Origin of the sequence: Ensifer sp. MJa1, assembly GCF_037026475.1 — a bacterium.
Lineage (GTDB): Bacteria > Pseudomonadota > Alphaproteobacteria > Rhizobiales > Rhizobiaceae > Ensifer.
Window position 1 is genome coordinate 28,430 of sequence record NZ_JAKUMO010000034.1, and the last position, 21,530, is coordinate 49,959.

Annotated in this window: 19 protein-coding genes; all 19 read left to right on the forward strand. The window is 62.8% G+C overall.

Features of this window, described 5'->3' with window-relative positions:
- Window positions 1-3: 3 nt before the first annotated feature.
- The 19 genes from ku to MKZ91_RS29335 all read left to right on the forward strand — a co-directional run bounded on the left by ku (window position 4) and on the right by MKZ91_RS29335 (window position 21,325).
- Window positions 4-894 carry a non-homologous end joining protein Ku gene (ku, locus tag MKZ91_RS29245; RefSeq protein WP_336174528.1) on the forward strand — a complete coding sequence of 297 codons (891 nt, stop codon included), beginning with the start codon at window positions 4-6 and terminating at the stop codon, window positions 892-894.
- Entirely contained in the window at window positions 894-1,979 is a 1,086-nt protein-coding gene (locus MKZ91_RS29250) for a tetratricopeptide repeat protein (protein ID WP_336174529.1), read from the forward strand. Before ku ends, MKZ91_RS29250 begins: the two co-directional genes overlap by 1 nt.
- A gap of 1 nt (window position 1,980) precedes the next feature.
- Window positions 1,981-2,622: an alpha/beta hydrolase family protein gene (locus tag MKZ91_RS29255; protein ID WP_336174530.1), complete on the forward strand. Its 642-nt coding sequence runs from the start codon at window positions 1,981-1,983 to the stop codon at window positions 2,620-2,622.
- Window positions 2,623-2,634: 12 nt separating this feature from the next.
- Complete coding sequence (gene xth / locus MKZ91_RS29260) at window positions 2,635-3,408, forward strand: exodeoxyribonuclease III (protein WP_336174531.1); 774 nt, start codon at window positions 2,635-2,637, stop codon at window positions 3,406-3,408.
- Between the two features lie 342 nt (window positions 3,409-3,750).
- A complete protein-coding gene (locus MKZ91_RS29265) occupies window positions 3,751-4,770 on the forward strand; it encodes an aldo/keto reductase (protein ID WP_336174532.1) in 1,020 nt (339 codons plus the stop codon).
- A 27-nt stretch (window positions 4,771-4,797) separates the two neighbouring features.
- Complete coding sequence (gene fae / locus MKZ91_RS29270; protein ID WP_336174533.1) at window positions 4,798-5,304, forward strand: formaldehyde-activating enzyme; 507 nt, start codon at window positions 4,798-4,800, stop codon at window positions 5,302-5,304.
- 3 nt (window positions 5,305-5,307) lie between these two features.
- The gene (locus MKZ91_RS29275; protein ID WP_336174534.1) at window positions 5,308-6,756 is read left to right on the forward strand and encodes an NAD-dependent succinate-semialdehyde dehydrogenase; all 1,449 of its coding nucleotides are present in this window, start codon (window positions 5,308-5,310) and stop codon (window positions 6,754-6,756) included.
- 35 nt (window positions 6,757-6,791) lie between these two features.
- A complete protein-coding gene (locus MKZ91_RS29280) occupies window positions 6,792-7,742 on the forward strand; it encodes a LysR substrate-binding domain-containing protein (RefSeq protein ID WP_336174535.1) in 951 nt (316 codons plus the stop codon).
- 25 nt (window positions 7,743-7,767) lie between these two features.
- The gene (locus tag MKZ91_RS29285; RefSeq protein WP_336174536.1) at window positions 7,768-9,396 is read left to right on the forward strand and encodes an ABC transporter substrate-binding protein; all 1,629 of its coding nucleotides are present in this window, start codon (window positions 7,768-7,770) and stop codon (window positions 9,394-9,396) included.
- A 76-nt stretch (window positions 9,397-9,472) separates the two neighbouring features.
- Window positions 9,473-10,432 (forward strand): ABC transporter permease, encoded by a 960-nt coding sequence (locus MKZ91_RS29290; protein ID WP_336174537.1) that lies wholly within the window; start codon window positions 9,473-9,475, stop codon window positions 10,430-10,432.
- An 8-nt stretch (window positions 10,433-10,440) separates the two neighbouring features.
- Window positions 10,441-11,286, forward strand: coding sequence for an ABC transporter permease (locus MKZ91_RS29295; RefSeq protein WP_336174538.1), 846 nt, complete (start codon window positions 10,441-10,443; stop codon window positions 11,284-11,286).
- A complete protein-coding gene (locus MKZ91_RS29300; RefSeq protein ID WP_336174539.1) occupies window positions 11,283-12,869 on the forward strand; it encodes an ABC transporter ATP-binding protein in 1,587 nt (528 codons plus the stop codon). Before MKZ91_RS29295 ends, MKZ91_RS29300 begins: the two co-directional genes overlap by 4 nt.
- A 186-nt stretch (window positions 12,870-13,055) precedes the next feature.
- Window positions 13,056-14,114 carry a D-cysteine desulfhydrase family protein gene (locus MKZ91_RS29305; protein ID WP_336174540.1) on the forward strand — a complete coding sequence of 353 codons (1,059 nt, stop codon included), beginning with the start codon at window positions 13,056-13,058 and terminating at the stop codon, window positions 14,112-14,114.
- Between the two features lie 219 nt (window positions 14,115-14,333).
- Window positions 14,334-16,103 carry a cytochrome c biogenesis protein DipZ gene (locus tag MKZ91_RS29310; RefSeq protein ID WP_336174541.1) on the forward strand — a complete coding sequence of 590 codons (1,770 nt, stop codon included), beginning with the start codon at window positions 14,334-14,336 and terminating at the stop codon, window positions 16,101-16,103.
- A gap of 9 nt (window positions 16,104-16,112) precedes the next feature.
- Window positions 16,113-16,850: a peptide-methionine (S)-S-oxide reductase MsrA gene (gene msrA / locus MKZ91_RS29315; protein ID WP_336174542.1), complete on the forward strand. Its 738-nt coding sequence runs from the start codon at window positions 16,113-16,115 to the stop codon at window positions 16,848-16,850.
- Window positions 16,851-17,019: 169 nt separating this feature from the next.
- Window positions 17,020-17,232, forward strand: a complete 213-nt coding sequence (locus MKZ91_RS29320; protein ID WP_336174543.1) for a hypothetical protein — start codon at window positions 17,020-17,022, stop codon at window positions 17,230-17,232.
- Window positions 17,233-17,334: 102 nt separating this feature from the next.
- On the forward strand, window positions 17,335-18,660 hold the full coding sequence (locus tag MKZ91_RS29325) for an acetamidase/formamidase family protein (RefSeq protein WP_336174544.1): 1,326 nt from the start codon (window positions 17,335-17,337) through the stop codon (window positions 18,658-18,660).
- A gap of 334 nt (window positions 18,661-18,994) precedes the next feature.
- Complete coding sequence (locus MKZ91_RS29330) at window positions 18,995-20,356, forward strand: epoxide hydrolase family protein (RefSeq protein ID WP_336174545.1); 1,362 nt, start codon at window positions 18,995-18,997, stop codon at window positions 20,354-20,356.
- A gap of 168 nt (window positions 20,357-20,524) precedes the next feature.
- Window positions 20,525-21,325: an SDR family NAD(P)-dependent oxidoreductase gene (locus MKZ91_RS29335; RefSeq protein ID WP_336174546.1), complete on the forward strand. Its 801-nt coding sequence runs from the start codon at window positions 20,525-20,527 to the stop codon at window positions 21,323-21,325.
- The last annotated feature ends 205 nt before the right edge of the window (window positions 21,326-21,530 follow it).

Genomic DNA, 21,530 nt, shown 5'->3' on the forward strand with positions numbered 1-21,530 from the left:
ATCATGGCGCCCAGGGCAAGTTGGAAAGGTTATCTCAAACTCAGTCTCGTCAGTTGCCCCGTCAGGCTCTATCCGGCGACCAGCTCGAGCGAACGCATCAGCTTCAATCAGCTTCACAAGGATACGCACAACCGGATCAACATGAAGCCGGTCGACCCGGAGCTCGGTCTCGTCGAGCGCTCGGACCTGGTCAAGGGGTACGAGTATGAAGACAAGAAGTACATCATCATTGAGGACGCGGACCTCGATAGCGTCAAGATCGAGTCCAACCACACGATGAACATCGAGGCCTTTGTCGACGAAGGCTCAGTCGACGTCATCTACCAGGACGCTCCATACTACCTCGCGCCCGATGGTGCGATGGCCGAGGAGACCTTCGTCGTACTGCGCGAAGCGCTGAAACGGACCGGCAAGCTCGCCATCGCCCGGCTGGTGCTTTCGAGCCGTGAACGCATTGTTACGATCGGCGCGCGCGAAACCGGTATGTTCGTGTGTGTGTTGAGAAATCCGAGCGAAGTGCGCGGAACAGCTGAATATTTCGGCAACATCCCTGTCGGTCATGCCGACCCGGAGATGCTGCAACTGGCAGAGGCGCTGATCCAGCAGAAACTGACCGTCTTCGATCCGAAAAACTACGAGGACCGCTACGAGATCGCGCTGATGAAGATGATCCGCGAAAAGCTGAAAGGCCACAAGCCGATCATTGCGGCAGCGCCGGAACGTGGCAATGTCATAAACCTGATGGACGCCCTCAAGGCGAGCCTGTCCCAGTCGAAGCCGCCCGCGAAAAGCAAGACGAAGGCCGAACCGGCTGCAAAGGAAGCAGCCAAGGCTGCGGCACCGGCCGCTGCCAAACGCACGGCGGCAAAGACGCCTGCGAAGAAGAAAGCATGATGGCGGTTGCAGGTCAGACTTTCGGTATCGTCGGAGCGCTTGCGGCTTTCCCGCGCCGGCTTGCGGCACGGGAGGTCGAACGGCAGTTCGGGCACCTGAGGCGCGGCATCACGCGCCAGACAACCTATCTCGTCTTCGGGCGACGGCTACTGGCAACGTCAGGCGATGCCGAGATCGAAGCCCGTTTCGATTCAGAGCGCGCCGCAGGGCGATGGATCATCAGCGAGAACGGCTTTCTTCGTCTCCTGGGGCTCATGCCGGTCCCGGCGGCCTCGGCGCTCACGCGGCAATCGCTGATCGATCAGGCGAGGCTCCCCGCGCGTGTCTTCGATCTGCTGTCGTTGTTCGATGCCTTCGAACATGACAGCGAACCCTATTCGTTTCGCGATCTGATCCTTGCCCGCAAATATGCGGAGCTCATCGCCTGCGGGGCCAGTTGGAGCGCGATTGCCCGGTCCGTGCACCGCTCCGGGCAGGTTGCGTCGCTGACCGCACTTTCGCTGCATCACGAAGGGCGTGATGCGATCTATGCGCGCAGCATCGAAGGCAAGAGCGAACTGGATGGGCAGTTGCTTTTCGACCTTGCAACAGTCGATGATGCCGAGCTGGAGGACCTGTTTGCACTTGCCGAGGAGGCAGAGGCGAATGGCGACTACGAGGTGGCCGCCGGCTTTTATCAGCGTTATCTGGCGATGGACCGGACAGATTCGGTTGCCGCCTTCAATCGGGCCAATTGCCTGAGGGCAGCGGGGCAGGCGCTGGACGCGGCGCATGATTACGCGCGCGCGATCAAGCTCGATCCATCGTTCGTCGAGGCCTGGTTTAATCTTGCCGGGTTGATGAGTGAGCGCGGTCGGATCGATGCGGCGCGAAGGCATCTGAAAAAGGCGATCGATCTCGACGCAGATTACGCGGATGCGGTGTTCAATCTGGCGAAACTGGAATTCGATGCCGGCGACCTCGCTGAGGCGCGGCGCTGGTGGAGCCGCTATCTGGAACTCGACAGCGTCAGCGAATGGGCGCGGACGGCAGAGCGTGGCGTGCAATATGTCGATCTGCACCTGCGTCCAAGAACGGTGGGCTGAAATGGGCGACAAGTTCCTGTTCGATGGGCCATTGGATGCGCCTGTGACCGTCCTGCTCGCTCACGGCGCCGGCGCGCCGATGGATTCCGCCTCGATGAACGCAACCGCCAAGGCACTTGCTGCGGCCGGGTTCCGCGTTGCCCGATTTGAGTTCGGCTACATGGCGTCGCGCCGGGCTTCCGACGGTCGCAAGCCCCCGCCGCGCGCCGAAACCCTCAATCCGGAGTATGTGGCCGCTGTCGAGGAACTGGGTGCCAAGGGCCCGTTGATCATTGGCGGCAAGTCGATGGGTGGGCGAGTTGCGAGCATGGTTGCCGACGATCTCCACGCGGCCGGCAAGATCGCCGGACTGCTCTGCCTCGGCTACCCATTTCATCCACCGGCCAAGCCCGAGCAGTTACGCACCAAGCACCTGGCCACGCTCGAGACGCCGACCTTGATCTGCCAGGGGACGCGCGACGAATTCGGTACCCGAGAGGAGGTTCCTGCCTATACGCTTTCGGATGCGATCGAGGTTTTGTGGCTCGAGGATGGCGACCACGACCTGAAGCCGCGTAAAAGCATCTCCGGCTTTTCAACCGCCGATCACCTGAAGACGGTCGCAGACGCTGTTTCCGCCTGGGCCGCACGGCTGACGCCATAAAGCCGCTGCGACATGAAGATCGCCACGTTCAACATCAATGGCATCGTCAAGCGGCTGGAGAACCTCATCGCCTGGCTCGAACAGGCAAAACCCGACGTCGTCTGCCTGCAGGAGTTGAAAGCGGCGGACGGCCAGTTTCCGCGCGATGCGATCGAGGCGGCCGGCTATGGCGCAGTGTGGAAAGGGCAGTCGGCGTGGAACGGCGTCGCGATCCTTGCCCGCGACAGTGAGCCGGTGCTGACCCGCGTCGGGCTTGCCGGCGATCCGTCAGACAAGCAGAGCCGGTACATCGAGGCAGCGGTCAGCGGCATACTCGTCGCGTGCCTTTATGCACCCAACGGCAATCCGCAGCCAGGGCCGAAATTCGACTACAAGCTGGCCTGGCACGATCGCCTCTTGCGCCATGCTTCAGAACTTTATGGCGCTGATCTACCGGTCGTTCTGGCGGGCGACTACAACGTCGTGCCAGAGCCGCGCGACATCTACCCGACGCGCTCATACGACGACAACGCGCTCGTCCAGCCGCAAAGCCGCGAAGCTTTCCGAAGGCTGCTCAGCCAAGGCTGGCTCGACGCACTGCGCAAGGTTCATCCGCAGGAGCAGCTTTTCACCTTCTGGGACTATCGCCGCAACCGGTGGCAGCGCGATGCCGGTCTGCGACTGGATCACATCCTGCTCAGCCGAAAGCTCTCAGGCAAGCTTACTGCGTCTGGCGTCGACCGTCAGGTTCGGGGCGTGGAAGGGGCGAGCGATCATGCGCCGGTATGGATCAGACTGCGCGATTGACGCGCCGCGATAGATGAACGCTGAGGCGGTGAACCCGCGCGCAACGATGAGTGCCGATATCATCGACCCGTCTCCGGGCATCGAGCGTCTGTCTTATTCCGTCGCGCCGCGCGCCACGCGCCGGCAGTCAACACGAATTGCCGGCGGAATTGTCGGGCCGGACAATCTCCAGGGTCGCTGAATACGGCGCATTCCAGCATGTGAGGGCGGGCGGAATGCTCTGGCCATCGCCTTCATTTCCCATCTGTTTTTGAGATGACGCGATCGAATAAGTCTATTTGTCAAATCGATGGGCGATCGACATTGTCCCGACCCGAGGAGAAACACTTTTAGGACATCGCCGTGGAATACAATCGCTTTGGCCAGACCGGCCTGAAGACGTCATCCCTTTGCCTTGGCACCATGGGTCTCGGTTCTTCCAAGTGGAAGGGCTGGGTTCTCGACGAGGGCCGGTCCGTTCCGGTTCTGAAGGCGGCCCTGGACGCCGGCATCAATTTCTTCGACATGGCGGACTGGTACTCGACCGGGCTCAATGAGCGCGTCGTCGGCCGCACCCTGCTTTCGATGACCAGCCGCGAGAACCTGGTGCTCACCACCAAGGCTTTCTACGCCATGAGCGACAGCCCGAACGACCAGGGCCTTTCGCGCAAGCACCTGATGAAGTCGATCGACCGTTCGCTCACGCAAATGGGTACCGACTACGTCGATATCTACATGGTCCACGCCTTCGATCCGGAAACGCCGATCGAGGAGACCATGTCGGCGCTGCACGACATCGTCAAATCCGGCAAGGCCCGCTATCTCGGCGCCTCGACCATGTATGCCTGGCAGTTCGCCAAGATGAACCATGTGGCCGAGAAGAACGGCTGGACGCCCTTCATCAACATGCAGTGCCAGTATTCGCTGCTCTACCGCGAGGAAGAGCGCGAGATGATGCCCTACTGCAAGGACGAAGGCATTGCCGTCACGACGTTCTCGCCTTTGGCGCGCGGCTATCTTGCCGGCGGCGGCTCTGCACCGCGTATCGCCCATGATCTCTATCTCGACTGGTTCGGCGACGAGATCGACCGGGAGATTGCCAACAGGGTCAACGAGCTTGCACGCAAGTACGGCAAGACCGCGAGCCAGATCGCCCAGGCCTGGGTCATAGGCTCTGGCAACAGTACAGTGCCGATCTTTGGTGCGGAAAGCGCCGAGCAGGTCGAAGCTGCCCTAGACGCGGCAAAGATCGTGCTCGACGCCTCCGATCGTGCCTATCTCGAAGAACCCTACCGGCCGCGCGACATGATCAACGACTACAACCCGGTCCGCCGTCCTCGCGCGCTTTCCGCGCCGGCCGCCACGCTCGCCGTCGCGTCCTGATCGCTTTTCTCATTTCGGAGACTACCCATGCTTTTCATCGGCGAAGGTTTCGAGGGCTCCGGCCCGAATGCTGCGCATATCAATCTCTATCTCGGCCCGAAGGATGGTCCGATCGCCGGTGCTCTGGCGACCGCGGCGGCAAGCCCGGGCCCCGGCCACCTGCCGTTCCAGGCGATTTTGAAGCCGAACCTGCCGGCAAAGCCGGTGACACTGTTCATCGCCAAGGCGGTACTGCAGCCCGGTACCCATGAGACCATGACCTGGGGTCCCGCCCAGGCCGGCGTGGCTGCCGGCATCACCGCCGCTCTGCTCGACGGCACGCTGCCGGCAGAGGCCGAGGACGATTGGCTGGCGATTGCCGCCGTCTGGGTGAACCCGACGGCCGACGACGCCGAAGCGGTCTATGCTCATAACCGGACAGCGACCCACATGGCGGCCAAGCGCGCGCTGACACGCAACTGGCCGTCGCGCGAAGAGCTGAAGCAGGGCTTGCTCACGGTCGGCAATCCGTTCTTCACGCCGAAGGCTGCCTGAACGATGCAGCTTGTAGAACGCCGAGCCCTGGTGGGCGGAGTGTGGCAGGACGCCACTTACGAAAAGCGGTTCTCCGTCGTCAATCCTGCCGACGGGAGCGAGATCGCCCGCGTCGCAGATTGCGGAGCCACGGAGGCGCAACAGGCACTCGATGCGGCGGAAGTGGCCTTCCGCGCATGGAAGCAGACGACGGCCGCACAACGCTCCGAAGTTCTCAGGCGTTGGGCCGGGCTGATGCTCGCGCGACAGGAGGAGCTCGCCCAGCTCCTTACCGCCGAGCAGGGCAAGCCGCTCGCCGAAGCCCGTGGCGAAGTCGCCTACGCTGCCGGTTTCCTGACGTGGTTTGCCGAGGAGGGACGCCGCTCGCATGGCGGCGTCGTGCCGCCGCATCGCAGTGATGCCCGTATCGTCGTGATGAAAGAACCGGTTGGCGTCGTCGCCGCGGTCACGCCGTGGAACTTCCCGCTGGCGATGATCACCCGCAAGATCGGCCCGGCGCTCGCTGCCGGCTGCACCATCGTCATCAAGCCAGCCGAAGACACCCCGCTCTCGGCATTGGCGCTCGCCCGCCTCGGTGAAGAGGCCGGCGTTCCCGCTGGCGTCGTCAACATCGTCACGACGAAATCTCCCGCCGATGTCGTTGGCGTCTGGATGGCAAGCCCGGTCGTGCGCAAGTTCTCCTTCACCGGTTCGACGGCGACGGGAAAACTGCTGATGCGCCAATGCGCCGATACGGTAAAACGCGTCAGCCTCGAACTCGGAGGCAACGCGCCGCTGATCGTTTTTGATGATGCCGATATCGAGCTTGCGGTTCGCGGAACGATCGCCTCGAAGTTCCGCAACACCGGGCAGACCTGCGTCTGCGCCAACCGCATCCTGGTCGAGGACGGTATTTACGATCGTTACGCCGCCGCACTCACCGAGGCGGTCGCCGCGATGAAGGTTGGACCCGGCATAGAAGATGGGGCAGCGCAGGGCCCGCTGATCAATGCGGCGGCGCTGACGAAGGTCGAGCGGCATGTCGCGGACGCGACGGCCAAGGGTGCGCGCGTGTTGACGGGCGGCAAGCCGCATCAGCGAGGCGGGCTGTTCTATGCGCCGACGGTGCTGAGAGACGTGACGCCGGACATGGCGCTCGCGCAGGAAGAGACCTTCGGGCCGGTGGCCGGTCTCTTCCGCTTTCGTGGCGAAGCAGAGGCGATTGCCCTTGCCAACGCAACGGAAACAGGGCTTTCGGCCTATTTCTTCACCCGCGACATCGGCCGCGCCTGGCGCGTTGCCGCCGCGCTCGAAGCCGGCATGGTCGGCATCAATGAGGGGGTGATTTCGACTGAAGTCGCACCCTTTGGCGGGATAAAGCAATCGGGTCTCGGTCGTGAAGGCGCGAGCGAAGGCCTCGATGAGTATTTGGAAAGCAAATACGTGCTCTTCGGAGGGCTTGCCGTACAGTAAGCCCACCCTCCGCTAAGAACAGAAAGGATCCGATCATGGATCGCCGCCGCCTTCCGCTCAATGCCCTGCGCGCCTTCGAGGCCGTAGCGCACTACAACAGCTTCACCGACGCTGCGAATGCGCTGAACATTTCGCAGAGCGCGCTCTCGCGACATGTCATCGGGCTCGAGGAAGCACTCGGCCACAAGCTGTTCGAGCGGGGGCACAAGTCGATCGCGCTCACGGTGGAAGGCAGGGCGCTGCTTGCCGGGGTGGTCAAGGGGTTCGACCGGATCGAACAGGCGCTGAGGGAGGTCGGCCAGAGCGAGGGGCAGAAACGCAAGCTGCGCATCAACCTGCCGCCGAGCTTCGCCATGAAGCTCACCGTGCCGTTGCTCACCGACTTCCGGCGCAGCTTCCCCGAGGTGCTGCTCGAAGTCTCCACGCCCTATGGTGGCCCGAACAGCGAATTCGACCTTGCCGTCGTTTATACCCGGCCGACCGTCGACGAGTGGATCACCGATCTCCTGTGGGAAGAGCGCCCGACGATCCTTTGCCACCCGGACCTGGTGCGTAACGGCCCGCCAGATATCGGCGCCTTCATCGCGGAGAACGAAATCGTCCACATCAAGATCGTCGATCTCGATCCACATCACATGTGGCAGCGGTTCGTGCTGCAAAACGGTGTCTCGGATGTTGCGACCTCTCGTGGCGTCACCTTCGACAGCGCAAGCCTCGCTGTCCAATACGTGCTTTCGGGGCATGGTCTCGTGCTCGTCGACCCGGTGCTCTTTCGAGACGAAATCGAGAGCGGTCGGCTCGTGGCACCCTTCGAGGCCGACTACTACGAAGGCTTTGGCTACTACCTGAAGATCGACGCCGACGGGCTGGCGGACCCGCTGATCGCCGGCTTCCGCTCGTGGCTCATCAGCCGGTTCAGAAACAACGGTCGGCCGAACGGCCACCGAAGAGGATTGCGTGTGATCGGTGGCACCGACACCGCCTAAAAAATCAATTCCTGGAGGAGGAAACATGAAAGATCTGAAGACAAACAGTGACCGGCCGCTCCATTCGTCCGTCAAGGACCTCGTCGAGCAGGTCCGCTCGGGAGCAATTGACCGGCGTTCGTTCCTGCGCGCCAGCGCTTGGCTTGGGGTCTCCGTTGCATCTGCCAGCGTCTTTGCCGGCATGAAGGGCGAGGCATTTGCTCAAACGGAAACGCCCGTTGACGGCGGCACGCTGCGTTTTGCCTGCCAGATCCAGGAACTGACCGATCCGATGCTTTCGAGCTGGATCGAGGCTTCCAACCTCTATCGCAACAGCCTCGAATTCCTGACCTATGTCGATGCCGACAACATCACCCATCCCTATCTCGCCAAGAGCTGGACGCCGTCGGAGGACCTGAAGGTCTGGGACTTTGAACTGGACGAACGCGCCAAGTGGTCGAACGGCGACGCCTTCACGCCCGAGGATGTGATCTTCAACATCGAGCGCTGGATCGCGCCGGATTCCCAGTCGTCGAACAAGACCGCATTCTCCGCCGTCGAGAAGGTCGAAAAAACAGGTGACCACAGCGTGCGCATCACGCTGTCGCGTGGTGTGTCCTCGCTGCCGGAGCAGCTCTATTCCTACACCTGCCCGATGGTGCATCGCAATTTCGTCAAGGACGGTGCGAACTGGCCCGCGAACCCGATCGGAACCGGCCCGTTCAAGCTCGAAAGCTTCGAGGTCGGCCGCCAGGCGGTGTTTACCAAGCGGGCCGACTATTGGGGAACGCCTGCTCATCTCGATGAGATCCACTACATCGACATGGGCACGGATGTGACCACGCATCTGGCGGCGCTCGCCAGCGGCCAGATCGACGTCATCTATCGCGCCAGCATCGCCGAATATGACCTGATGAAATCGCTGCCGAACATCCAGGTGCTGAAGGCCAACCCTGCGCACACGCTGGTCATGCGCATGCAGGTCGACGCAAAGCCGTTCGACGACGTTCGTGTCCGCAAGGCGATCCAGCTTGCAGCCGACAACAAGCAGATGCTCGACGTCGCCTATCGCGGCGAAGGCGTGATCGGCGCGAACGTGCATGTCTCGCCGACGCAGCCGGACTATTTCCCACTGGAGCCGGTGACGCGCGACGTCGAGAGGGCCAAGGCCCTGCTTGCCGAGGCCGGGTATAAGGACGGCCTCGATATCGAGCTCACGCTCGGCAACACGCAAGGCAAATGGGAACAGGACACCGCTCAGGTGTTGCAGCAGAACCTGGCCGAAGCCGGCATCCGACTGAAGCTCAACGTGCTTCCGGCGTCGCAGTACTGGCCGGTCTGGGACAAGGTTCCCTTTGGCCTGACCTACTGGGCCCATCGTCCGCTCGGCTCGATGACGCTGGATCTTGCCTATCGTTCGGGTGGCGCTTGGAACGAAAGCCATTTCGCCAGCAAGGAGTTTGATGCAGCCCTCGACAAGGCGATGGCGGTGGTCGATCCGGCAAAGCGCAGCGAAGCCATGCGTGAGGTCGAGCAGATCCTCCAGGACAATGCCGTCATGGTGCAGGCCTATTGGCCGAGCCGCTTCTGCGCGACGTCCATGAAGGTGAGAAATTACAAGCTGCACCCGGCGGACTACTTCCGCATGGACGGCATCTGGCTCGCCCAGGCGTAATTTCGTTGAGGGGCCGCAGGTTCTGCGGCCCTCATTCCACCCGGCCCTCATTCTATCCGGCAAGGAGTGGTTCCCCGTGACCCTGATCCTTTTTATCGTCCGTAAGCTCGGCGGCGCGGCGGCGGCCATGCTGACCGTGTCGTTCCTTGTATATATGGCGCTTGAGGTCAACGTCGAGGACGTTGCCGTCAAGGTGCTCGGCCAGTTCTCGACGGACGCGCAGCGCGCCGCCTGGCTGACGGCCAACGGCTATGACGATCCGTTCCTTATCCGCTATGGCCGCTGGCTGTGGTCCTTCGTGTCAGGAAACTGGGGCGAATCCACCTATTACCGCGCGCCGGTGATCGATCTTGTTCCCGATCGGCTGGCCGCTTCCGGCCTTCTTGCCGGCGGCGCGCTGCTGGTGATGGTGCCCGTCGGGCTCTTCGCCGGCCTTCTTGCGGGTATGCGGCCGGGCTCGCTCATTGATCGCGCCGTCTCGCTGCTGTCGATCGTCACCACCTCGATCCCGGACTTCGCTTCAGCCGTCTTCCTGTCCGCCGTGTTCGTCTTCTGGCTCAACTGGCTGCCGGGCGCGAGCACCATGCTCTCCGGTTTCTCCTTCAGCGAGATGGTGCTTCCGGTGCTCGTGCTTGCCTTCTATTCGACCGGTTACCTGGCGCGCGTGACACGCGCTTCGATGGTGGAGGTCATGGGCACGCACTATGTCCGCACCGCGCGTCTCAAAGGAGCAAGCCCGGCCCGCATCGTCTGGCGCCACGCCCTTAGAAATGCGCTGATCACCCCGGTCACCGTCATCATGCTGCAACTGCCGTGGCTGCTCTCGGGCGTCATCGTCGTCGAGGTCTTCTACGCCTACAAGGGCTTCGGCACGCTGCTCTATGATGCCGCCCTCAACAGCGACATCCGCCTCGTCGAAGCCTGCGCCATGGTCAGCGTTCTGGTCGTCGTTGCCACCCAGATCCTCTCCGACATCGCCTACGGCTGGCTGAACCCGCGTGTTTCACTGCTCGAAGCGGCCATGGGCAGCAAATAGGTCACGTCATGCGCAAATTCTTCCTGCCCTATCTTTCCAGCCCCATCACTGTCGTCGGCGGTTTGCTCAGCCTCGGCTGGCTGCTCATCGCGCTGCTTGCACCGGTCCTTGCTCCCTACGACCCGATCAAGACCCTGATGCCGCTTGCCAAGCCCGGCGCGCTCAATCCGGCCGGCGGCACATTCTGGCTCGGCACGGACATGCTCGGCCGCGATATTCTTTCGCGGCTGATCTACGGTGCCCGCACGGTTGTGGTCTTTGCGACGCTTGCAACGCTGACAGCCTATCTCGTCGGAGTGGTGCTCGGTCTTATCGCCGGGTATCGCGGCGGCCGCTTGGACGCGGTGCTGTCCTACTTCGCCAACGTCGTACTCTCCTTTCCGGTGCTGGTGCTCTACATCGTCATCATCGTGGTGATCGGCTCCTCGCCCTTCAACATCATCCTCGCGGTGACCTTTGGCAGCGCGCCGGCAATTTTCCGCATCGTGCGCGGCATCACCATCGATGTGGCGAGCCGTGACTACGTGGCGGCGGCAATCACCCAGGGCGAGAGCGCCTGGCGCATCATGCTCTTCGACATCCTGCCCAATGCCAGTGGTCCGCTTGCCGTCGATTTCTGCCTGCGCCTTGGCTACACGGCAATCACCATCGGCACGCTCGGATTCCTTGGCCTCGGTCTGCCACCACCGACGCCGGATTGGGGCACCATGGTCAACGAGGGTCGCGGCATGGCGATCGCTTTTCCGCACCTCGTGATCTTTCCCTGCCTTGCAATCTCCTCGCTGATGCTCGGGCTCAGCCTGCTGGCGGATGGATTGCGGGAAGTTTCCGACGCACAAGGACGGCGCGCATGACAACGCAAGAAAGACAACCGATCCTCAAGGTCGAAAACCTGAGTGTCACCCTGCCGAAGGGCTCCGACCGCCCCTTCGCGGTCAACAATGTCAGCTTCAATCTCAGCCCCGGGGAGATCCTCTGCGTCGTCGGTGAATCCGGTTCCGGCAAGTCGGTGCTGTCGAGTGCTTTGATGGGCGCGGTCCCCGAGGGGCTGAAGGTTGCAGGCGGGCATGTCCTGCTTGAGGGGAAGGACCTGACACGCCTGTCGGAGAAGGCGTTTCGCGCCATTCGCGGCCGCGACATTGCGATGATCTTCCAGGAGCCGATGGCCTCGCTCAATCCGGCAATGACAGTGGCGGCGCAGATCGAGGAAGTCTTCCTCCTGCATTCCGACTTTGATGCCCGCGAGCGGGCGAAGCGGGCGCGCGATCTGGTCGTGGCGATGCGGTTGCCGAACCCGGACCGCATCCTCAAGTCCTTCCCGCATCAGCTCTCGGGTGGCCAGTGCCAGCGCGTGGTGATTGCCATGGCGCTTGCCATGAGCCCACGTGTTCTCATCGCCGACGAGCCGACGACGGCGCTCGACGTGACCACCCAGGCGCAGGTGCTGAAGCTGATCGGTGAACTGCGCGACGTGCATGGCCACGGCATCGTTTTCATCACCCACGACTTCGGCGTCGTCGCCGACATTGCCGATCGGGTCGCGGTGATGAAACATGGCGAGATCGTCGAGATCGGGGAGGCGAAGCAGGTGCTGACGGCACCCCAGCATCCCTACACCCAGGCGCTGATCGCCGCCGTTCCGAGCCTTGATCCGCATGATCGGCCGACGGCGCCAGAAGCAGAGCCCGTCCTTGCCGTGCGTGGATTGCATCATTCCTATGGTGCGTTGGCCGTACTCAAAGATATCGATCTCAGCCTTGCCCCGGGCCGTGTCGTTTCGATCGTCGGGGAATCCGGTTGCGGAAAATCCACGCTTGCCAAGGCGATGATCCGCCTGATCGATGCGAGAGGTGGGCGTGTGGAGGTGGCCGGTACCGACCTCCGCGTCTTGCCCGCCAAGAAGCTCGAAAAGTACCGCCGCACCATCCAGATGATCTTTCAGGATCCGTTCGGCTCGCTCAATCCACGCCGCAGGGTCGGCCCGATGATCGCGCGCGCAGCAAGGCTGGCCGGTGCAAGCTCCGCCGAGGCGCGCCGCCGTACCGAGGAACTGCTCGACCTCGTCGGCCTGCACAAGAGCGCCTATTGGCGCAAGCCGAGCGCCTTTTCCGGCGGTCAGCGGCAGCGGATCGGCATCGCCCGGGCGCTTGCCATGCAGCCGGATGTGCTGATCGCCGACGAAAGCGTCTCGGCCCTTGACGTTTCTGTGCAGGCGCAGGTGCTGGCGCTGTTGCGCGACCTGCAGGAGCGGCTGCAACTCGCCATCGTCTTCATCACGCACGACCTCAGGGTCGCAGCCCAGATCAGCGATGAGATCGTGGTGATGCAGAAGGGCGAGATCGTCGAACGGGGAACGGCAGCAAAGGTGCTGCAACAGCCGAGCCATCCCTACACGAGAACCTTGCTGGAGGCAGCACCGGGCCGCAGCACGTTCTAGGGCGCCATGCGTCCATATGAACGCGCAAAGGTCGCTCTGGGAGGGGCTGCTCTCGAGCACTCCGGCGCTTCGGTGAGAAGGCGATGAAAAAGCAGTTGCATTGGCTGGTCCCGGTCGCGCACAGTCCGGGCCAGTCAAACGAACACGAGCGTGCCCGGCATGTCGTGCCGGCAAGCGGATATGATCATGTCTCTCTCCAAGGCCCTTAGTCTCATGCCGCGGCGCAAGCTTACGCGCGGTCCGACGCCGATCGAGCGTCTGGAGCGCATCGAGGATGCATTGGGTGCCGCGGCAAAAGGCATCAGGCTTTACGCCAAGCGCGACGATCAGATGACGCTCGGTGGTGGTGGCAACAAGCTCAGAAAGCTCGAGTTTCTGCTCGGCGATGCGGCGGCGAAGGGGGCCGACACGCTGATCGCCACCGGTGGCCGGCAGTCGAACTTTGCGCGTCTTGCTGCCGCGACAGCGGCGAAGTTTGGCCTGTCTTGCGAACTGGTGCTGGCGCCGATGGTGCCGCGGGATGGTGCGGAATATGACAGAAACGGTAATGTACTGCTCGATGACCTGTTCGGGGCGCGTATTCACCACCTGCCGCAGGGCGTCGACGCAACGACGTTGGCGAATGAGCGGGCGGCAGAACTTAGCCAGGCCGGGCGCGTCGCCTATGTCGCAACACTGGGTGGCTCGTCGGCCGTCGGGTGTGTCGGCTATGCGGCGTGCGCGCTTGAGATCCAGGAACAAGCGACGGAATTGGGCCACGATTTCACATCGGTTGTGGTTCCCAATGGCAGTTCCGGGATGCAAGCCGGATTGGTCGCGGGATATCGGGCGCTCGGTCTTGATCCACGGCGCGTGCACGGCCACTCGGTGCTTGCACCGGCCGAAAAGGCGAAGATCGCGACTGTCGAGCGAGCCAACGATGCCCTCGCACTGCTCGGCCTCGAGCCCTCGGTGGCGTTGGACGAGGTGACTGTTTCCGGGGATCAGCTCGGTCCCGGATATGGCATTCCGACACAAGCGATGGTCGATGCCGTGCGGCTGATGGCGAGCCGTGAGGGGCTGCTGCTTGATCCTGTCTACAGCGGCAAGGCATTCGCAGGCCTGCTTGAAGACATTGCCGCGGGCCAATACGGCGCCGGCGACAATGTGCTCTTCATCATGACCGGCGGCAGCCCCGGGCTCTACGCCTATGCGAGCCATTTTCTCGGAGCGGAACGCGGCTCGCCCGACGTTCGAGAACGGTAACCGGTTTCTCACATCGGGGCTCAACGATTGAGCGGTGGTGTTTCCGCCGCGCGGTGACGTCAGGCGCCGCCACCGATGAGCCATCGGTGAAACCTGTTGCACTGAGATACACAAGACCTCCCGACAGGACACATCCGCGATACGTCAAGATGGTCCTCTGCCGCGCATGTCAAGCGCGATCGCTGCCACAAGGCTTCGGTCCAGTGCGGAGAGACGATGATGCTGCTTTTTGTTGTAGCCTACCTCGCAGGTGTGCTGACGATCGTCAGTCCCTGCATCCTGCCGGTTCTGCCGTTCGTGTTCGCCCGGGCCGGCCAACCATTTTCCACCAGCATTCTACCGATGCTGCTCGCCAAGATCGTCACCTTCGCCGGCGTTGCCTCCTTGGCCGCGCTCGGCGGCAACTGGGTGGTGCAGGCCAACGAGTACGGTCGCTACGCCGCGATTGCGCTGCTTGCCGTTTTCGGGGTTACTTTGCTGTCGACGCGCGCGGCGACCTTTGTCACCGGTCCCCTCGTCGCTCTCGGCAACCGGCTTTCGAGGAAAGCAGCGACCGGGGAGCCGGGAAGCATCAGCGGCGCCATTCTGCTCGGCGTTGCCACCGGGTTGCTCTGGGCGCCTTGTGCCGGCCCTGTTCTCGGCCTGGTTCTGACCGGGGCTGCGCTTAACGGGGCAAGCGCGCAGACAACGCTCTTACTCGCAGCCTACGCGGCGGGCGCGGCAACATCGCTGGCGCTGGCCGTGCTTGCCGGAGCACGGGTGTTCTCAGCCATGAAGCGTTTCCTCGGCGTCGGCGACCGTATCCGCCAGGGCCTGGGTGTCGCGGTTCTGGCCGGCGTGGCGGCGATCGCCCTCGGGCTCGATACCGGCCTGCTGGCGCGTCTTTCCTATGCGAGCACGGCAGGCGTCGAGCAGTCGATCCTCGATCGGCTGCGTGGCATCGGAGCACCCAAGGACGTCGCAAGCACCCGGATGACGCTCGCCGCAAAGGACACGCGACCGGTGGACTACCGCAGCGATCTGCCGGTGGAAGGCACGTTCCCTTCGCTTGACGGCGCGGTGCAATGGCTGAACTCCAAACCGCTGACGCCGGCGGAGCTTCGCGGCAAGGTCGTTCTCGTCGACTTCTGGACCTACTCCTGCATCAACTGCATCCGGACGATCCCCTATGTCCGGGCCTGGGCGGAGAAGTACAAGGATCAAGGTCTCGTCGTCATCGGTGTACACGCACCGGAATTTGCCTTCGAGAAACAGATCGAAAACGTCGAGCAGGCGGTTCGTGACTTCAAGATCACCTATCCCGTTGCGATCGACAATGATTTCGCCATCTGGCGCGCATTTTCCAACAGCTACTGGCCAGCCCACTACTTCATCGATGCCGAGGGGCAGATCCGTTACACCCATTTCGGTGAGGGCGACTACGAAGGCTCCGAGCGCGTGATCCAGGACCTTCTGGCGGAGGCGGCCGGCAAGAAGAAGGCCGAAGGCGGCCTGGTCAAGCCCGGCGCAAACGGTGCGGAAGCCGCACCCGATCTCGGCCGGCTCGGTTCCGGCGAGACCTATGTCGGCTACGAGCGGGCCGAGAACTTCGTGTCGCCGGAAGGCGTCTCGGCTGACAGCGCCCAGCTTTACTCTGTCGCGCAGCCACGCCTCAATGAATGGGGGCTCAGCGGCAACTGGACTGTCGGCGCCGAACAGGCGCGCGTCAACGAGGCCGGCGGTGGGATCACCTACCGGTTCCGCGCCCGCGACCTGCATCTGGTGCTCGGACCGGGCGCGGGCGGCAAGCCGGTGCCCTTCCAGGTCACGGTCGATGGGGCGCCACCCGGAGCAGACCACGGCTCGGATATCGACGCCGCCGGCAAGGGCACAATCTCGGAGACACGTCTTTACCAGCTCGTGCGCCAGCACGATGACGCACGGGAGCGGACGTTCGAGATCCGCTTCCTTGAGCCCGGCGCAGAAGCTTTCGTTTTCACCTTCGGATGAGTGTGCGAGATGATCGACAAGAAACACCAACGAGGGCGGCGATCTTCCGCCCTTGGCCAACGCTTCCTCGTCGCCGCGGCCCTGGCTGCAGGCGGGCTGATGCTCGCCTTCAACGGACAGTCGGCAGCAGAAGATGCGAGACCCATACCCAAACCGCGCCATGATGTCGCGCCGACAGAGACGCGCCAGACGGCGGTGTTTGCCGGCGGATGCTTCTGGGGCGTGCAGGCTGTGTTTCAGCATGTCGTGGGCGTTACGAGCGCCACTTCCGGCTATGCCGGTGGCAGCGCTGAGACCGCGACCTACGAACTGACGGAAACCGGCACCACCGGGCATGCCGAGGCAGTGCAGGTTACTTTCGATCCGAAGCAGGTGAGCTACGGCCAACTGCTGCAGATCTATTTCTCCGTCGCGCATGATCCAACGGAGATCGGCGGGCAGGGACCCGACATCGGTCCGCAATATCGCTCGGCGATATTTCCGCGCAACGAAGAGCAGGCCAAGGTTGCTTCCGATTACATTGCGCAACTGAATGCCGCCGATGTCTTTCACCGCGAAATTGCGACGACGATAGAGAGCGGCAAGGCGTTCTACCGGGCCGAGGCGTATCACCAGGACTACGTCTACAACAACCCGCGGCAGCCCTACGTTGCGATCTATGAACAGCCAAAAATAGGTGCGCTGCAGCGTCTGTTCCTCCGCCTCTATCAGGAGAAGCCGGTGCTGGTCGCCGACACCGCATCCTAGCTGGCCGGACCGAGTGATCGCCCGGTTGTTCGGGACAATGAGCCTGAGTCCCGGCGCCAGTACATGCGCATACAGTTTCGGCGGTATCCGAACACGGCGGAGATACGCCCGGCTGTGACACTGGATATGGGGCCCGAGTTCAACAGCCCCAACAGAAGAGGAGCAATCCATGCGTATTCTCATAACGGGCTTCGCCGTGGCGGCGTTGGCCGTCGCGCCCTGTGCCTGGGACAGCGATCCGAGGGAGCCTTCCGCCATCGCGGCGCTCTTTGGCGACCGGGTGCTTGCAGCCCAGTCGCCGGGCACCATCGCCGATCAAGGCGGAGCATTCCTCGAGGACACGCCGAACCAAGCGTCGGCTTCCGCTGTCCCGAAGCAATGAGTGTCGCCGCGATCGGCGTCACGCCTTCACAACTTGGAGTCTGTGCCAGACCTGGGCCCGGCGTTTCGAGTGACCGAAACCACCTTTCGAGGAGGAAAGTGAATGCTTGAGAAACTGAAAGAACAGCAGACGACAGGGGCGCAGACGGTCTTCGTCAACGAGTTGACCAACGGCATCCTCGATCCAACAGCCCCAATGCTGGGGCCGGTTGCCGATGGTGGCATCATCATTGCGAATACCGCGCCCGGTTGCTGGGGGCCGATGATCACGCCTGAAATTCGTGGCGGGCACGAGGTAACAAGGCCGGTGGCGGTCGCCGGCGCCGAGGTCGGTGATGCCATTGCCATCCGCATCCGCTCCCTGGTCGTCACCTCGGCGGCATCTGCGTCGGGAAATGATGAGCCGGTCGCCGGTCGCTTCAACGGCGATCCCTTCTGCGCCGCCGTTTGCCCCGGCTGTGGCGCGGCGTGGCCGCGGACACGGGTTGAAGGCATTGGACCAACGGCGATCCGTTGCGAAACCTGCGGCGCGGACGCAACGCCTTTTGTCTTCACCAACGGCTACACGATTGCCTTCGATGATGAACGCCAGGTCGGCCTGACCGTCGGCAAATCCGTCGCGGAGGCCTTCGCCAAGGACGCGGATCGACTGATGGCGCTACCAGACAGCTCGATCCAGAACCCGATCCTGACCTTTGCACCTACCGATCTTGTCGGCGTCGCGACCCGTTTGCGGCCGTTTCTCGGACAATTGGGCACAACGCCGTCGAAGGCGATGCCGGACTCGCACAATGCCGGCGATTTCGGCCAGTTCTTGACCGATGCCCCGCACAGCTACTCGCTGACTGCGGATGAACTCGTTCAGCACAAGACCGATGGCCATATGGATGTGAACACCGTTCGCGAGGGGGCGATCCTGATCTGCCCGGTCAAGGTACCCGGTGGCGGCATCTACATGGGCGACATGCATGCGCTCCAGGGTGATGGCGAGATCGCCGGCCATACCTGTGATGTCTCCGGTACGGTGACCTTGGAGGTCCATGTCATCAAGGGACTGGCGATCGATGGGCCGATCCTGCTTCCGGTGCTCGACGACGTGCCATTCCTTGCCCGTCCTCTGAGCGAGGCCGAGCGCACCAGGGTTGAGGCGCTTGCCCGCAAGCACGGCGTGCGCGATGTCGAGACCGACGCACCGGTCACCTTCATCGGCACCGGTGGCAACCTCAACGAGGCAACGACGAATGGACTGGAGCGTGCCGCAGAACTGCTCGGCCTAAGTGTTCCTGAAGTGATGAACCGCGCGACCATCGCCGGGGCGATCGAGATCGGCCGCCATCCGGGCGTCGCACGGGTGACGTTTCGCGTACCGCTTCGCCTGCTCGACGCCAGGGGTCTCGGGTCGTTCGCCCGCGGGCACTACAATCTCTGAACCCCCGCCACAGTCGCCGTGTGGGACGAGGCAAGCGCAAACATGGACGGGGCCAGCGGCCCCGTTTCCCTTTGTTGTCCGCAGCGTGATCGCCACCACGCGCCTGGTTTTCGTATCCGTGCGCGTCAGAGCCGGCTCCACAAACATTGCGATACAGAGACAGCGCCCTTCGGACACATGTCGGATACGCCGGCGCCGGATAGTCACGGCGAAGTTCGGGCCGCGTACCGATTTCTGCCGTGGGCATGAGGTCGGCGCGTCGTCCGTGAAAGCTGGAGTTCGCCTGAATCCATCGACGACTGGCCGTCGCCGATCAAAAACAAGGAGAGTGAGCATGTCCGGAATATTGTCGTTGATTGGCAAGCGTTATCGTCTTGCAACCTCTGCCCTGGCGATCGGGATCTTGTTGCTCGGCGCCAACGCCTTCGCCGGGAGTGCCGCCCAACCGGGAGGAGCTCAAATCGTCGCTCAGGCAACCCTCAACAGTACTTCGTCTTCGAAGCCGGTGGCGGATGAAGCCATACGTCCGTTCCAGTTCCACGCGAGCGACGAGGCGCTTGCCGAACTCAAGCAGCGCATCGAGGCGACCAAGTGGCCGAACCGGGAGCTGGTCAGTGACGGTAGCCAAGGGGTGCAGCTTGCGACGATGCAGAAGCTCGCCGAATACTGGGCAACCAAGTACGACTGGCGCCGGGTCGAAAAGAAGCTCAATGACCTGCCGCAGTTCGTGACCACCATCGACGGTGTCGACATTCATTTCATTCACGTGCGCTCGAAGCACAAGAATGCGCTGCCAGTCATCGTTACCCATGGCTGGCCTGGTTCGATCATCGAGCAGCTGAAGATCATCGACCCATTGACCAACCCGACGGCCTACGGCGGCACCGAAGCCGATGCCTTCGACGTCATTATACCGTCGCTCCCCGGTCATGGCTTCTCCGGCAAGCCTGAGGAGCGCGGCTGGGATCCGGTACGCATCGCGCGGGCCTGGGGCGTCTTGATGAAGCGGCTGGGTTACACCCAGTATGTCGCTCAAGGGGGCGACTGGGGCGATGCGGTGACCGAGCAGATGGCGGTCCAGGCTCCAGCGGGATTGCTTGGTATCCACACCAATATGCCGGCGACAGTTCCGGCCGAGATCCAGAAGGCACTGGATGCCGGTGGTCCTCAGCCACGCAATCTTACAGCCGACGAGCGCCGCGCCTATGACCAGCTCGACTTCTTCTACAAGAACGGGCTCTCCTACGCCCTGGAGATGAGCAAGCGTCCGCAGACGCTCTATGCCATCGAGGATTCGCCGATCGGCCTCGCAAGCTGGATGCTCGACCACGACGCGCGCAGCTACGAGCTCATCGCCCGCGTCTTTGACGGCGGGAAGGAGGGGCTAAGCCGTGACGACGTGCTCGACAACGTCACGCTCTACTGGCTGACCAACACCGCCGTGTCTTCGGCCCGGCTCTACTGGGAGAACAAGCTCGCCTTCTTCGCTCCAAAGGGCATTACGATCCCGGTTGCGGTCAGTGCGTTTCCCGACGAACTCTACCAGGCGCCACGATCCTGGGCGGAAAAGGCGTTCCCCAACCTGATCCACTACAACCGCTTGGCCAAGGGCGGGCATTTTGCTGCCTGGGAACAACCGGACGTCTTCGTGAAGGAATTGCGCGCGTCGTTCAAGTCGCTGCGCCAACCGGGCTAGCGGGAAGGCACGCACGCCCTTAGCACAGCACGCGGCGGCGCACCCTTGCCGCCGCGCCATTCCAAACGCCATTCATGTATGGCGTAAAATGCCGGATATATGACATTTGAGACGCCGCAGTCGTGACCTACCATAGAGGCTCCAAACTCAACCTAACGGAGCTTGAAAATGAGCAGGAATTCCAAAGGTACCGCACTGATCACCGGCGCGTCCTCGGGCATCGGCGCGATTTACGCTGATCGTCTGGCGCGCAGGGGCTACGATCTGATCCTCGTCGCTCGCAACCGCGAGCGCCTGAATCAACTCGCGGCGCGCCTTGCCGACGAGACCGGCCGTGCGATCGAAGTCGTCGCGGCCGATCTCGGCAACAGGGCCGACGTCAAGCGCATCGAAGCCCTGCTTCAAGGCGATGCGAGCATCACGATGCTGGTCAACAATGCCGGTGTCGGCGCAACGGCGCCGCTCCTGGCGTCCGATGTCGACAAGATGGAGGAGATGATCGCGCTGAACGTGAATGCAGTCACGCGCCTGACCTATGCGGCGGCGCCCGGCTTTGTCGCCCGCGGCCACGGGACGATCGTCAACATCGCCTCGATCGTCGGCGTGGCGCCTGAACTGTTGAACGGCGTCTACGGGGGAAGCAAAGCCTTCGTGCTTGCCCTTACTTTGTCGCTGCAGAAAGAACTTGCCGACAAGAATATTCGCATTCAGGCTGTGCTGCCCGGTGCGACGGCGACTGATTTCTGGGGCATCGCCGGCACGCCGCTTGAACACGTGCCAAGCGAGATCGTGATGCGGGCTGAGGATATGGTGGATGCCGCCCTTTCCGGCCTCGATCACGGCGAACTGATCACCATTCCGTCGCTGCCGGAGGCTTCCGATTGGGAGACCTTTGAGGCCGCACGGCAGAGACTCATGCCTAACCTCTCCCGAAGCGTGCCTGCTGCTCGCTACCGGGTTGGGGCCTGACGTTCGGGCGTCGGCGCCCTCTATGTCGCAGTTCGGGAACGGGCCTTCGTGGAGACACGGGAGTTCGCTCCGGCCTGCGGCCAGTCGACCCGAAAAGAGAGTGCGCCACTTAGGCGCCATCAAAACCGCAAGGAGGTGGCATGAAAGAGACCGCGTCCGCTGAGAGAACGGATCACTGAGATGCCGGTGATGATTGAGGGACAGC